The organism is Halorhodospira neutriphila, from assembly GCF_016584055.1.
In the GTDB taxonomy this organism is placed as follows: Bacteria; Pseudomonadota; Gammaproteobacteria; order Nitrococcales; family Halorhodospiraceae; genus Halorhodospira; species Halorhodospira neutriphila.
This window is the reverse complement of sequence record NZ_NRSH01000010.1, coordinates 15,055-28,107: the sequence shown is the minus strand read 5'-3', so window position 1 is coordinate 28,107 and position 13,053 is coordinate 15,055. Positions and strand designations below refer to the sequence as shown.

Genomic DNA, 13,053 nt, shown 5'->3' with positions numbered 1-13,053 from the left:
TGCGGGGGCGGGGCCCTCCTCGGCGGGCGCCGCGCCGCCGGGCTCCGTCCCGGCGCCCTCGGCACCGCCCGCCTCCGCCTCGGCGGTGAGGATGACGCTGCCCTCGGAGACCGTGTCCCCGACCCCCACCCGCAGCTCGCGCACCGTGCCGGCCACGCTCGACGGCACCTCCATGCTCGCCTTGTCCGACTCCAGCGTGATCAGCGACTGCTCCGGCTCAATCCGCTCGCCCGGCGAGACCAGCACCTCGATGACCTCCACGTCCTCGAAGCCGCCGATATCCGGGACCTTGACTTCCTGTTCCGCCACGGTCACACCTCCCACGGGTTCGGGGCATCCGCCGCCAGCGCGTAGCGCTGGATCGCCTCGTCGACGCGCTCGGCCGCCACCTGGCCGTCGTCGGCCAGCGCCTTCAGCGCCGCGCAGACGACGTGGTAGCGGTCGATCTCGAAGAAGCTGCGCAGCCGCTCGCGCGTATCGGAGCGGCCGAAGCCGTCGGTGCCGAGGACCCAGTAGGGCCGGCCGTCGAGGTAGGGGCGGATCTGCTCGGCGTAGGCGCGGACGTAGTCGGTGGCCGCCACCGCCGGGCCCGCGGCCCCCTCGAGGCACTGCGCCACGTACGGCCGGCGCGGCTCGCCGCCCGGGTGGAGCCGGTCGTGGCGCTCGCAGGCGCGGCCGTCGCGGGCGAGCTCGGTGAACGACGGGCAGCTCCACAGGTCGGCGTGGACGCCGAAGTCCTCGGCGAGCAGGTCCGCGGCGGCGATCACCTCGCGGAAGATGCTCCCCGAGCCGAGGAGCTGGACCCGCGGGGCCTCGCCCTCCGGCCCCCGGCGGTAGGCGTACATCCCGCGCAGGATGCCGGTCTCGACGCCCTCGGGCATCGCCGGGTGGGCGTAGTTCTCGTTGTAGACGGTGATGTAGTAGAAGACGTTCTCCTGGTCGACGAACATCCGCCGCAGGCCACCCTGGAGGATCACCGCCAGCTCGTAGGCGAAGGCCGGGTCGTAGGCGATGCAGTTGGGGATGGCCGAGGCGAGCAGGTGGCTGTGGCCGTCCTGGTGCTGCAGCCCCTCGCCGTTGAGCGTCGTCCGCCCGGCCGTGCCGCCGATGAGGAAGCCCCGGGCCTGGATGTCGCCGGAGGCCCAGGCCAGGTCCCCCACCCGCTGGAAGCCGAACATGGAGTAGAAGACGTAGAAGGGGATCATGTTCACGCCGTGGTTGGCGTAGGCGCTCGCCGCGGCCATCCACGAGGAGATGGCGCCCGCCTCGTTGAGCCCCTCCTCGAGGATCTGCCCCGTCTTCGACTCCTTGTAGAACATCAGCTGGTCGGCGTCCTCGGGCTCGTAGAGCTGGCCCACCGAGGAGTAGATGCCGAGCTGGCGGAACAGCCCCTCCATGCCGAAGGTCCGCGCCTCGTCCGGGACGATGGGCACGACGTGGGCGCCGATGGCCTTATCCCGGGTGAGGATGGTCAGGGCGCGGACGAAGGCCATGGTCGTCGACAGCTCGCGCTCGCCGCTGTCCTCGAGCAGCGGCTGGAAGGCGGAGAGCTCCGGGGTCTCCAGCGCCGGGGCGCGCTCCCAGCGCACCGGCAAGTAGCCGCCGAGGGCCCGGCGGCGCTCGTGGAGGTAGCGCATCTCCGGGCTGTCGTCGTCGGGCTTGTAGAAGGGCGTCTCCTTGAGCTTGTCGTCGGCGACCGGGATCTCGTAGTGGTCCCGGAAGCGGCGCAGGGCGCTCTCACCCATCTTCTTCTGCTGGTGGGTGATGTTCTGCCCCTCGCCGGCCTCGCCCATGCCGTAGCCCTTGACCGTCTTGGCGAGGATGACCGTCGGCTCGCCGGTGTGGTGCACGGCGGTGTGGTAGGCGGCGTAGACCTTGTGCGGGTCGTGGCCGCCGCGGTTGAGCCGGTAGATGTCGTAGTCGGACATGCCGGCGACCATCCGCTCGAGCTCGGGGTACTTGCCGAAGAAGTGCTTGCGGGTGTACTCGCCGCCCTTGGCCTTGAAGGCCTGGTACTCGCCGTCGACGCACTCCTCCATGCGCTGCTGGAGCAGCCCGGTCTTGTCCATCTCGAGCAGCGGGTCCCAGCGCGAGCCCCAGATGACCTTGAGCACGTTCCAGCCGGCGCCCCGGAACTCGCCCTCGAGCTCCTGGATGATCTTGCCGTTGCCGCGCACGGGCCCGTCGAGGCGCTGGAGGTTGCAGTTGATGACGAAGATGAGGTTGTCGAGCCCCTCGCGGGCGGCGGTGCCGATGGCGGCCATCGACTCCGGCTCGTCCATCTCGCCGTCGCCCATGAAGACCCACACCTTGCGCCCCGAGGTATCGCGGATCCCGCGGTGGTGGAGGTACTTCATGAAGCGCGCCTGCTGCACGGCCTGGACCGGGCCGAGGCCCATGGAGACGGTCGGGAACTGCCAGAACCCGGGCATCAGCCAGGGGTGGGGGTAGGAGCTGACGCCCTGGCCGTCGACGTCGCGGCGGAAGTTGCCCAGCTGCTCCTCGCTCAGCCGCCCCTCGAGGTAGGCGCGGGCGTAGATCCCCGGGGCGGAGTGGCCCTGGAAGAAGACCAGGTCGCCGTCCTGCTCCTCGCTCGGCGCCCGCCAGAAGTGGTTGAAGCCGATCTCGTAGAGGGTGCACGCCGAGGCGTAGCTGGCGATGTGGCCGCCGATGCCGTCGTGCTGGCGGTTGGCGTTGACCACCATGGCGATGGCGTTCCAGCGCACCAGCGAGCGGATCCGCCACTCCAGGTGGTGGTCGACGTACTCCGGCGGCCGCACCTCGAGGTGGCGGGGGATCGTGTTGATGTAGCCGGTGGTCGCCTTGAACGGCAAGTGGCCGCAGCGCCGGCGGCCCTTGGCCACCAGCTGCTCCAGGAGGAACTGCGCCCGCTCGGGCCCCTCGTGCTCGATGACGCCGTCGAGGGCCTCGAGCCACTCCTGGATCTCCTCCGGATCGGGATCGTCGCGCAACTGTGCTACCGATGGCATGGCTCACCTCTTGGTTAAGAGTCGCCGTGCCGGCGGGGGCGCGCAGCGCGGGGGTGGCCGCTGCGCCCGGCGGCGCCTTCTGGGCGTCCCCGGCCCCGCCGCCGGCGGCGAACGGTTGTTATTCTTCAGCCGTTGCGGGCCGCGGCCGGCCGCGGCCCCGCTCATCCCTCCGCTGCATCGCTATCGGATCGTGAGTCCTCGAGGGGCGACGACCGCTTGTAGGTCGACATCCCCGCGGTGACCGCAAAGCGCATGGCGTCCTCGACGCTCATCTCCACCGGCTCCACCGCCGAGGCGGGCACGAGCAGGGTGTAGCCGCCGACCTGGTAGCTCATCGGCGTGTAGACGGCGATGGTCTCCTCCCCGCCGAGCCCCTTGGCCACACCCTGCCACTCCCGCCGGGTCACCACCCCGAGGAGCCGGTAGTCGCTGCCGGGCAGCGGCACCGTGACCACCTGGTCGCCGAGCTCCTCGGCCCGGGAGACGAACTCGGTCAGGTCCTGGACGGCGCCGTAGACCGTCCGCGCCACGGGCAGGCGCAGCATCAGCCGCTCGCCCCACTCCCACACCCGGCGCAGGACGTAGAAGTTGAGCAGCGTGCCGACGGCCAGGATGCCGGAGACGGCCAGGGCGACCCCCATGCCGGGGAGGTACCAGGCGTCGGGGAGGACGACGCGGACGAGGCTGCCGAGCAGCCGCTCGGCGGTGGTGAGGAGCCAGTAGAGGAGGTAGAGCGTCACGGCTGCCGGCAGGACCGCCAGCAGGCCTTTGAGGAAGAGGGTGCCGAGTCTACGCATAGGTTATCCCCCGTACCGTGTCGGTGTGCACCGGATGCGACAAGACAGCGGCACGGGGGACTCCCTCAGCCGTGCGCTAGCTGACCTTCGGCGCCAGCTCCCCGGACTCGTAGCGGGCGACCATGTCCTCCAGCGGGATCGGCTTGATCCTGGAGGCCATGCCCGCGGAGCCGAAGGCCTCGTAGCGGGCCTTGCAGATCTCCTTCATGGCCTCGGTGGAGGCCTTGAGGAACTTGCGCGGGTCGAAGTTCGACGGGTTCTCGGCCAGGTGCTTGCGCACCGCGCCGGTGGAGGCCAGGCGCAGGTCAGTGTCGATGTTGACCTTGCGCACGCCGTTGCGGATGCCCTCCTGGACCTCCTCGACCGGCACGCCGTAGGTCTCGGGGATCTGGCCGCCGTGCTCGTTGATGATCTCCAGCCACTCCTGGGGCACCTGCGAGGAGCCGTGCATGACCAGGTGGGTGTCCGGCAGGCGCTGGTGGATCTCCTTGATCCGGCTGATGGCCAGGATGTCGCCCGTCGGCGGGCGGGTGAACTTGTAGGCGCCGTGGCTGGTGCCGCAGGCGATGGCCAGGGCGTCGACGTGGGTGTCGCGGACGAAGCGCGCCGCCTCCTCGGGGTCGGTGAGCAGCTTGTCCTTGTCCATCTTGCCCTCGGCGCCGACGCCGTCCTCCTTGCCGGCCTCGCCGGTCTCGAGGGAGCCGAGCACGCCGATCTCGCCCTCGACGGAGACGCCGCCGGCGTGGGCCATCTCGGCGACCTTGCCGGTGACCCCGACGTTGTACTCGTACTCGGCGGGCGTCTTGCCGTCCTCGCGCAGCGAGCCGTCCATCATCACCGACGAGAAGCCGGACTGCAGGGCGCGCAGGCAGGCCGCCGGGTTGGCGCCGTGGTCGAGGTGGACGCACAGCGGGATGTCCGGGTAGGTCTCCAGCGCCGCCTCGACGAGGTGGCGGTAGAAGGGCACGCCGGCGTACTTCCGCGCCCCGGCGGAGGCCTGCATGATGACCGGGCTGTCGACCTCCCGGGCGGCCTCCATGATGGCGTGCACCTGCTCCATGTTGTTGGCGTTGAACGCCGGCATGCCGTAGCCGTGCTCGGCGGCGTGGTCGAGCAGCTGCCGTAGGGTGATCATCGCCATAGTCTCGACTCCTCCGCTATTTCGATTCGCTGGATGGTAAGTAGTCGTCCACGCACACGATGCGCAGCGTGTTGGTCCCGCCGGGGTCGCCGAGCGCCTCGCCGTGGGTGACCAGGACGTAGTCGTGGGCCGTCACCAGCCCCTGGCGCGTCAGCCGCCCCAGGAGCCGCCCCTTGAGGGAGGTGAGATCCTCCTGCTCGGTGTCGAACTCCAGGGGGTAGACGCCGCGGTAGAGGGTCACCCGCCCCCGCGTCGCCGGGTGCCGGGTGAGCACGTAGATCGGCAGCCCCGAGCTGATCCGCGACATCCACGCCGCCGTCGACCCGGACTCGGTGATCGCGATCAGCGCCTTGACCGAGAAGTGGTTCGCCGCGTACATGGCGGCCATGGCCACGGTCTCGTCGACCCGGTCGAACTGCTCGTCGAGGCGGTGGTAGGAGACGGTCACCGTGCGGTTCTTCTCCGCCTCGCGGCAGACCCGGTCCATGGCGCCGACGGCCTTGTCCGGGTAGTGGCCCGTCGCCGTCTCCGCCGAGAGCATGACGGCGTCGGTCCCGTCGAGCACGGCGTTGGCGACGTCGAAGACCTCGGCCCGGGTCGGGATGGGGCTGTCGATCATCGACTCCATCATCTGCGTCGCCGTGATCACCGCCCGGTTGCGCCACCGCGCCTTCTGGATGAGCTGCTTCTGCGCCTCGGGCAGGGCCGCGTCGCCGATCTCCACGCCGAGATCGCCGCGGGCGACCATGATCCCGTCGGCGGCGTCGATGATCTCCTCGGCGGCCTCGCGGGCCTCGGCGCGCTCGATCTTGGCGATCAGCCCGGCGTGGCCGCCGGCGTCGCGCAGCAGGTCGCGGGCCTCGTGGATGTCCCCGGCGCAGCGGGGGAACGAGACGGCCATGTAGTCGGCCTCGAGCTCGGCGGCCGTGACGACATCGGCGCGGTCCTTGTCGGTGAGCGCCGGCGCCGAGAGCCCCCCGCCGCGGCGGTTGATCCCCTTGCGGTCGCTGAGCTCGCCGCCGGTGACCACCGTCGTGCGCACCGCCGTGCCCTCGATGGCCTCCACCCGCAGGACCAGGCGGCCGTCGTCGAGCAGCAGCTCGTCGCCGGGGGCGAGGTCGCCGGGCAGCCCCTCGTAGGCCACGCCCACCGCCTCCTCGGTCCCCGCGTCGGACCCGAGGGCGGGGTCGAGGGTAAAGCGCGCCCCCTCCTCGAGCCAAACCGGCGAGCTGCGGAACTGCTCGATGCGGATCTTCGGCCCCTGCAGGTCGACGAGCACGCCGACCCGGCGGTTGTGGGCCTGCGCCCAGGCCCGCACGGCCTCGACGCGGCGGCGGTGCTCCGCCACCTCGCCGTGGGAGAAGTTGATGCGCACCAGGTCCACGCCGGCGCTCAGCAGCGCATCGAGGGCCTCCGGCCGGTCCGTGGCCGGGCCCAGCGTGGCGAGGATCTTGGTGCGCCGCGGCATCACCATCCCTTCAGCTCCCTCGGCGGCCCCGCCGCTCACTGCTGCGCTTCGCCAGCGCGCTGCTCGAGCGCTGCGACCCCGGGCAGCTCGCGCCCCTCGACGAACTCGAGGAAGGCGCCGCCGCCGGTGGAGATGTAGGAGATCCGATCGCCGACGCCGAACTGCTCGACGGCGGCCAGGGTGTCGCCGCCGCCGGCGATGGAGAAGCCCTCGCTCGCCGCGATGGCCTCGGCGAGCGCCTGGGTGCCGGCGGCGAACGGCGCCATCTCGAAGACCCCGACGGGGCCGTTCCAGATCACCGTCCCGGCGTTGCGCAGCAGCCCGTCGTAGCGGGCCCGCGTCGCGGGGCCGACGTCGAGGATCATCTCGTCGTCGGGGATGGCGTCCACCGGGCGGACGTGGGCCTCGGCCTCGGCGGAGAACTCCTTGGCGGTCACCACGTCCTCGGGGATGGGGATCTCGCCGCCCTTGGCCCGGGCCTCCTCCATGAGCCGCCGGGCGGTATCGACGAAGTCCTTCTCGTAGAGGGACTTGCCGACCGGGTAGCCGGCCGCGGCGATGAAGGTGTTGGCGATCCCGCCGCCGACGATCAGCTGGTCGACCTTCTGGGTCAGCGCCTCGAGGACCTGGACCTTGCCGGAGACCTTGGAGCCGCCGACGATGGCGATCATCGGCCGGCGCGGGTTGTCGAGGGCCTTGCTCAGCGCGTCGAGCTCGGAGGCGAGCAGCGGCCCGGCGCACGCCTCGGGGGCGAAGCGCGCCACGCCGTGGGTGGAGGCCTGGGCGCGGTGGGCCGTGCCGAAGGCGTCCATGACGTAGACGTCGCAGGTCGCCGCCATGCGCTTGGCCAGCGCCTCGTCGTCCTTGGTCTCGCCGGCGTTGAAGCGCACGTTCTCGCAGACGGCGGCCGCGCCCGGCTCGATGTCGACGCCGTCGAGCCACTCCCGGACCACCGGCACCTCGCGGCCGAGCAGCTCGCCGAGGCGCGCCGCCACCGGGGCCATGGAGGCCTCGGGGTCGTACTCGCCCTCGGCGGGCCGGCCGAGGTGGGAGATCACCATGACCCGCGCGCCGGCGTCCAGCGCCTGGCGGATGCTCTCGGCCGCCGCCCGGACGCGGGTGTCGTCGGTGACCTGGCCGTCCTTGATGGGCACGTTGAGGTCCTCGCGGATGAGCACCCGCTTGCCGGACAGGTCGAGCTCACTCATGCGCTTCGCTTTCACGGCACTGCTCCTCTTCGTTGTTCTGTGCGCCGTACGGCCGCTTAGCCGAGCACCCGCTCGGCCGTCATCACGACCCGATCCGCGGTCATCTCGAAGTGCTCGTAGAGCGCCGGCCCGGGGGCCGACTCGCCGAAGGTGTCGATGCCCACGACGTCGCCGCGCTCACCGACCCAGCCGCGCCACAGGGCGGTGGCGCCGGCCTCGACGACCACCCGCGGCACCCCGCTCGGCAGGACCTGCTCGCGGTAGGCGGCGTCCTGGGCCTGGAAGCGCTCGAGGCAGGGCATGGAGACCACGCGGGCCCGGCGGCCGCTGGCCTGCAGCCGCTGGCAGGCGCCCTGGGCGATCTCCACCTCGGAGCCCGTGGCCAGGAGCACCACCTCGGGGGCGCCGTCGGTGTCGGTGAGGGTGTAGCCGCCGCGGCTGATGGCCTCGGCCTGCTCCGCCGAGCGCTCCTGGGGCTCGAGGCCCTGGCGCGACAGGCACAGCGCCGCCGGCCCCTGGCGCCGGGCGAGCGCCTGGGCCCAGGCCGCCGCCGTCTCCTGGGCGTCGCAGGGGCGCCAGACCTCGAGGTTGGGGATCAGCCGCAGGCTGCTGACCTGCTCGATGGGCTGGTGGGTCGGGCCGTCCTCGCCGAGGCCGATGGAGTCGTGGGTGTAGACGAGGACCGAGCGCACCCCCATGAGCGCCGCCATGCGCACGGCGTTGCGCGCGTAGTCGGAGAAGATCAGGAAGGTGCCGCCGTAGGGGATCCAGCCGCCGTGGAGGCTGACCCCGTTCATGATCGCCGTCATGGCGAACTCGCGGACGCCGTAGAAGACGTAGTTGCCGTCGGCGTCCTCGGCGCTGATCTCGGTGCAGTCGCCCCACCAGGTGTTGTTCGAGCCGGTCAGGTCGGCGGAGCCGCCGAGCAGCTCGGGCAGGTTGGGGCCGAGGTGGTTGAGCACGGCCTGGGAGCTCTTGCGGGTGGCGTCCTTCTTGCCGCCGGCGAACTTCTCCAGGGCCTCGGCGACGAGCCGGTCCCACGACGCCGGCAGCTCGCCGCGCATGCGCCGCTCGAAGTCCCGGGCGAGCTCGGGGTGCGCCTTGCGGTAGGCCGCCAGGCGCTCCTCCCACTCCTGGACGCGCTGCTGCCCGGACTCGCGGGCGTCCCAGGCGCGGTAGTGCGCCTCGGGGATCTCGAAGGGGCCGTGCTCCCAGCCGAGGAAGTCGCGGGTGGCCTGGATCTCGTCGTCGCCGAGCGGCGCCCCGTGGACGCCGTGGGTGCCGCAGACGTTGGGGGCGCCGAAGCCGATGACCGTCTGGCAGTCGATGAGCGTCGGCCGGCTGGTGTCGGCGCGGGCCTGCTCGATGGCGGCGCGCACGGCGTCGGCGTCGTGGCCGTCGATGGGCCCGATGACCTGCCAGCCGTAGGCCTCGAAGCGCTTGGTCACGTCCTCGGTGTACCAGCCCTCGACCTTGCCGTCGATGGAGATGCCGTTGTTGTCGTAGAAGGCGACGAGCTTGCCCAGCCCGAGGGTGCCGGCCAGGGAGCAGGCCTCGTGGGAGACCCCCTCCATCAGGCAGCCGTCGCCGACGAAGACGTAGGTCCAGTGGTCGACGAGCTGGTGGCCGGGGCGGTTGAACTGCGCCGCGAGGCCCTTCTCGGCGAGCGCCATGCCCACGGCGTTGGCCAGCCCCTGGCCGAGCGGGCCGGTGGTGGTCTCGACGCCCGGCGTGTAGCCGTACTCGGGGTGGCCCGGCGTCTTGGAGTGGAGCTGGCGGAAGGACTTGAGGTCCTCCATGGAGAGGTCGTAGCCGGTCAGGTGCAGCAGCGCGTACTGCAGCATCGAGCCGTGGCCGTTGGAGAGGACGAACCGGTCGCGATCGAACCAGCCCGGCTGCTGCGGGGCGTGCTGCAGGTAGTCGCGCCAGAGGACCTCGGCGATGTCGGCCATCCCCATGGGCGCGCCGGGGTGCCCGGACTGGGCCTTCTGGACCGCGTCCATGGCCAGCGCCCGGATGCCGTTGGCCAGCTCCCGCCGGCTCAAGTCAGTCGACGCCATGTTCTACCTCCCTCAAAAGTGTTCGGGCTCGGCTGCTGGGTCAGCAAGCCGCCATCTTGCCTCAAGACTCTACGGACCACGAACGATAAGCAAAAGCAAATCGTCTTGATGGTGAAGATAAGCATCCCGGCTCAACGGGTGAGCTGCGCGAAGACCCCCGGCAGGCGCTCCGGCAGCCGCTCGACGTGGTCGACCACGCAGTAGCCGTTGGCGCCGAAGATCCGCGAGACGTAGGCGTCGGCCTCGCGGTCGAGGGTCAGGCAGTAGCTCATCACCCCGCGGGCGCTCAGCTCCTCCGCCGCGCTCTTGGTGTCCTGGCGCAGGTACTGGGGGTCGCGGACATCCACGTCGTGGGGCTCGCCGTCGGTGACGATCAGCAGCAGCTTGTGCCGCTGCGGCCGGCGCGCCAAGTAGCTGCCGCCGTGGCGCATCGCCGCGCCCATGCGCGTCGACAGCTGCCCGCGCATGCCGGCGAGCCGCCCCTTCGCCTCGGCCCCCCACGGCTGCTCGAAGTCCTTGAAGCGGAAGTACTGGACGTCGTGCCGGCCGTCGGAGGAGAAGCCGTGGACGGCGAAGGGGTCGCCGATGCCGTCGATGGCCCAGCCGAGCAGCGCCGTCGCCTCGCGGGTCAGGTCAAGGACCGTCTTGTCGCCGGCGCCGGCCGGGTCGTTGGTGGAGGCCGAGAGGTCGAGGAGCACCAGCACCGCCAGGTCCCGCGTCTTGCGCAGGTAGCGGGTGTTGACCCGCGGGTCCGGGCTCAGGCCCAGGCGCAGGTCGACCATGGAGCGCACGGCGGCGTCGATATCCAGCTCGTCGCCCTCCTCCTGGCGGCGCAGGCGCACCCGCCCCTGGGGCTGGAGGGCGTCGATGAGGTAGCGCAGCCGGCTGGCGATGGGCCGATGCTCGGCGAGCACCGCGTCGACGGCCTCCGGGTCGCCGCGCCAGGGGCGGCGCTCGACGACGGTCACCCAGTCGGGGCGGTGGAGCTGGACCTGGTAGTCCCACTCCGGGTAGTGGAAGGGCGGGCTGACCTGCTCGACGCCCTCCATCTCGTTGTAGCTGACGCCGTGGTCCTCGTAGGGGAAGAGCTCGGTGCCCAGCACCCACACCTCGTCGGCCGTATCGCCGGCGAGCTCCGAGTCGACCTCGTTGACCATCTCCATGACGTTGACCTGGCGGCGCACCTGGCGCTGGCTCGCCGGGATGTACTCCTCGGCCAGCGCCGCCTCCTCCGCGGCGAAGAGGTAGCGGTTGTCGTCGTGGTACGGGACGCGGTAGGCCTCCAGGGTGCGGGCGCTGGGCAGCTCGTGGGCGGCCGCCAGGCGCTCGTGCAGCGCCGGGCCGAGCTCGGCGGCGAGCCGCGGGTCGTCGGGGCGCTCGGCGAAGGCGGCCTCGAAGCGCGCGCGCACCTCGGCGACCCACGGGTCGGGCTCCTCGAGGCCGGGGTCGAGCAGGGCGTGGGCGGCCCGCTCGAGGCGCTCGACCACCGGGTCGAGGCCCTCGCGCGCCGCGGCGCGGTGCTCGTGGAAGCCCAGCCACAGCTGCCGCAGCCCGGGGAAGCGCTGCGCCGCCAGGCGCTCGACGCGGGCGTCCTCGAGCACCCCGATCACCGCCTGCTGCGTCGGCGCCGGCGCCTCGGCGGCCAGCGGCGCCGCGGTATAGACCAGGTGCGCGGCGGCGTGGGCCGCCACCGCGCGGTAGAGGTCCTTGCCGGGCAGGCCGCGGTAGTCGTCGTAGGCGTCGGGCAGGTGGATGACCCGCCGCTCGATGTACGGCTTGTAGCCCTCCCGGGTCTCGAAGTCGCCGGAGGTCGGGCGCATGAAGAAGTCGCGGCCCCAGAGGGCGCGCAGGTAGAAGTTGAGCTTGCGCTGGTTGTCGATGAACAGCGTCCCGCGCCGCTCCTGCTGGAGCATCGCCTGGCTGTCGGCGCTCTCCAGGGCGAAGTAGGCGCGCTGCTGCTCGAAGTCGCGGGCGTGGGCCTCGGCGCCCCACAGCGCCCAGCGGCGCAGGCCGCCGAGGGTGAGCTTGGTGAGCAGCTCGTCGAGGTGCTCGAGCATCGGCCGCAGCCCGCGGGGGGCCTTGCCCGAGAGCTGGCGCACCAGCGCCAGGTACTGGCGCAGCAGGTCCGGGTCGCCGAGCCGGCGGGCCGCCGTCGGCATCCCGGCGAGCAGCAGCGCGATGACCTGGCCGCTGACCATGGAGGCCAGGCGCATGGCCCCCGAGGCGATCTCGGGGACGACGTCCTCGCCGGCCTCCTTGGCCACGATGGGCATGGTCTCGAGGTAGGAGATGACCAGGTCGCTGCCGCGGCCGAGCTCGGCGAGCGCCCGCGCCCCCTCGAGGTAGTGCTCCAGCCCCCGCGGCGACATCACCCGGGAGGCCTCGGCGTAGGAGGCCTCGAGGGTATCGCTGAGGTGGGGGTCCGCCGCCGTCAGGGCCTCGCGGTAGTCGTCGAGCGCTACGGTCATCGCGCCTCCCTCTGCATCGGCCCGCGCCGAGCCTCGCCCGCCACAGGGGGGCGGCCGGCTAGAAGTAGGTCTCGACCGCCTGGTCCAGGGTCTCGCGCATATCCGGGTCGTCGGTCAGCGGCCGGATCAGCGTCATGGTGCAGGCCGCCCGCGGCGCGATCCCCTTGGCGATGAGGCTGCCGGCGTAGACGAGCAGCCGCGTCGAGATCCCCTCGTCGAGGCCGTGGCCCTTGAGGTTGCGGGCGCGGTGGGCTACCTGCACGAGCTTGTCCGCGGTCTCGGTGTCGACCCCGGTCTCGTGGGCGACGATCTCCGCCTCGGCGGCGGCCTCCGGGTACTCGAAGTCGAGCGCGCCGAAGCGCTGCTTGGTCGACTGCTTGAGGTCCTTCATCAAGGACTGATAGCCGGGATTATAGGAGATCACCAGGTGGAAGTCGGGGTGGGCGTGGACCAGCTCACCCTTCTTCTCCAGGGGGAGGGTCCGGCGGTGGTCGGTGAGCGGGTGCATCACCACCGTCGTGTCCTGGCGGGCCTCGACGATCTCGTCGAGGTAGCAGATGGCCCCGATCCGCGCCGCCGTCGTCAGCGGGCCGTCCTGCCAGCGGGTGCCGTCGGCGTCGAGCAGGTAGCGGCCGACCAGGTCGGCGGCGGTCATGTCCTCGTTGCAGGCGACGGTGATCAGGGGGCGCTCGAGCCGCCAGGCCATGTACTCGACGAAGCGCGTCTTGCCGCAGCCGGTGGGCCCCTTGAGCATGACCGGCATGCGGGCCTGGTAGGCCGCCTCGTAGAGCGCCACCTCCTCGCCTACCGAGCGGTAGTACGGCGCCTCGGTGATGCGGTACTGCTCGACGTCGTGCTCGCTCATCGGACCCTCCAAGCCGTTGATCGATGGGGCGGGCGCCGGGCGGCCCCGCCCCTGCC

The 13,053-nt window shown here is 71.8% G+C and carries 9 protein-coding genes; all 9 read right to left on the bottom strand.

Translation table 11 applies throughout. The features are described from left to right. On the bottom strand, positions 1-309 hold a 309-nt coding region (locus tag CKO13_RS02060; protein WP_338034557.1), incomplete at its 3' end, for a biotin/lipoyl-containing protein. Between the two features lie 2 nt (positions 310-311). Beyond that, positions 312-2,990, bottom strand: a complete 2,679-nt coding sequence (aceE, locus tag CKO13_RS02055) for a pyruvate dehydrogenase (acetyl-transferring), homodimeric type (protein WP_200256316.1) — start codon at positions 2,988-2,990, stop codon at positions 312-314. Positions 2,991-3,151: 161 nt separating this feature from the next. Beyond that, a complete protein-coding gene (locus CKO13_RS02050) occupies positions 3,152-3,787 on the bottom strand; it encodes a DUF502 domain-containing protein (protein ID WP_200256315.1) in 636 nt (211 codons plus the stop codon). A gap of 76 nt (positions 3,788-3,863) precedes the next feature. Further along, complete coding sequence (fba, locus tag CKO13_RS02045; RefSeq protein ID WP_200256314.1) at positions 3,864-4,928, bottom strand: class II fructose-bisphosphate aldolase; 1,065 nt, start codon at positions 4,926-4,928, stop codon at positions 3,864-3,866. A 16-nt stretch (positions 4,929-4,944) separates the two neighbouring features. Beyond that, positions 4,945-6,396 carry a pyruvate kinase gene (pyk, locus tag CKO13_RS02040; protein ID WP_200256318.1) on the bottom strand — a complete coding sequence of 484 codons (1,452 nt, stop codon included), beginning with the start codon at positions 6,394-6,396 and terminating at the stop codon, positions 4,945-4,947. Between the two features lie 35 nt (positions 6,397-6,431). Then, positions 6,432-7,604 (bottom strand): phosphoglycerate kinase, encoded by a 1,173-nt coding sequence (locus tag CKO13_RS02035; RefSeq protein WP_207132048.1) that lies wholly within the window; start codon positions 7,602-7,604, stop codon positions 6,432-6,434. A 56-nt stretch (positions 7,605-7,660) separates the two neighbouring features. Continuing rightward, positions 7,661-9,664, bottom strand: coding sequence for a transketolase (gene tkt, locus CKO13_RS02030; RefSeq protein ID WP_200256312.1), 2,004 nt, complete (start codon positions 9,662-9,664; stop codon positions 7,661-7,663). Between the two features lie 131 nt (positions 9,665-9,795). After that, positions 9,796-12,132: a nitric oxide reductase activation protein NorD gene (locus CKO13_RS02025; RefSeq protein WP_200256310.1), complete on the bottom strand. Its 2,337-nt coding sequence runs from the start codon at positions 12,130-12,132 to the stop codon at positions 9,796-9,798. A gap of 58 nt (positions 12,133-12,190) precedes the next feature. Continuing rightward, complete coding sequence (locus CKO13_RS02020) at positions 12,191-12,997, bottom strand: CbbQ/NirQ/NorQ/GpvN family protein (RefSeq protein WP_200256308.1); 807 nt, start codon at positions 12,995-12,997, stop codon at positions 12,191-12,193. Between the last annotated feature and the right edge of the window lie 56 nt (positions 12,998-13,053).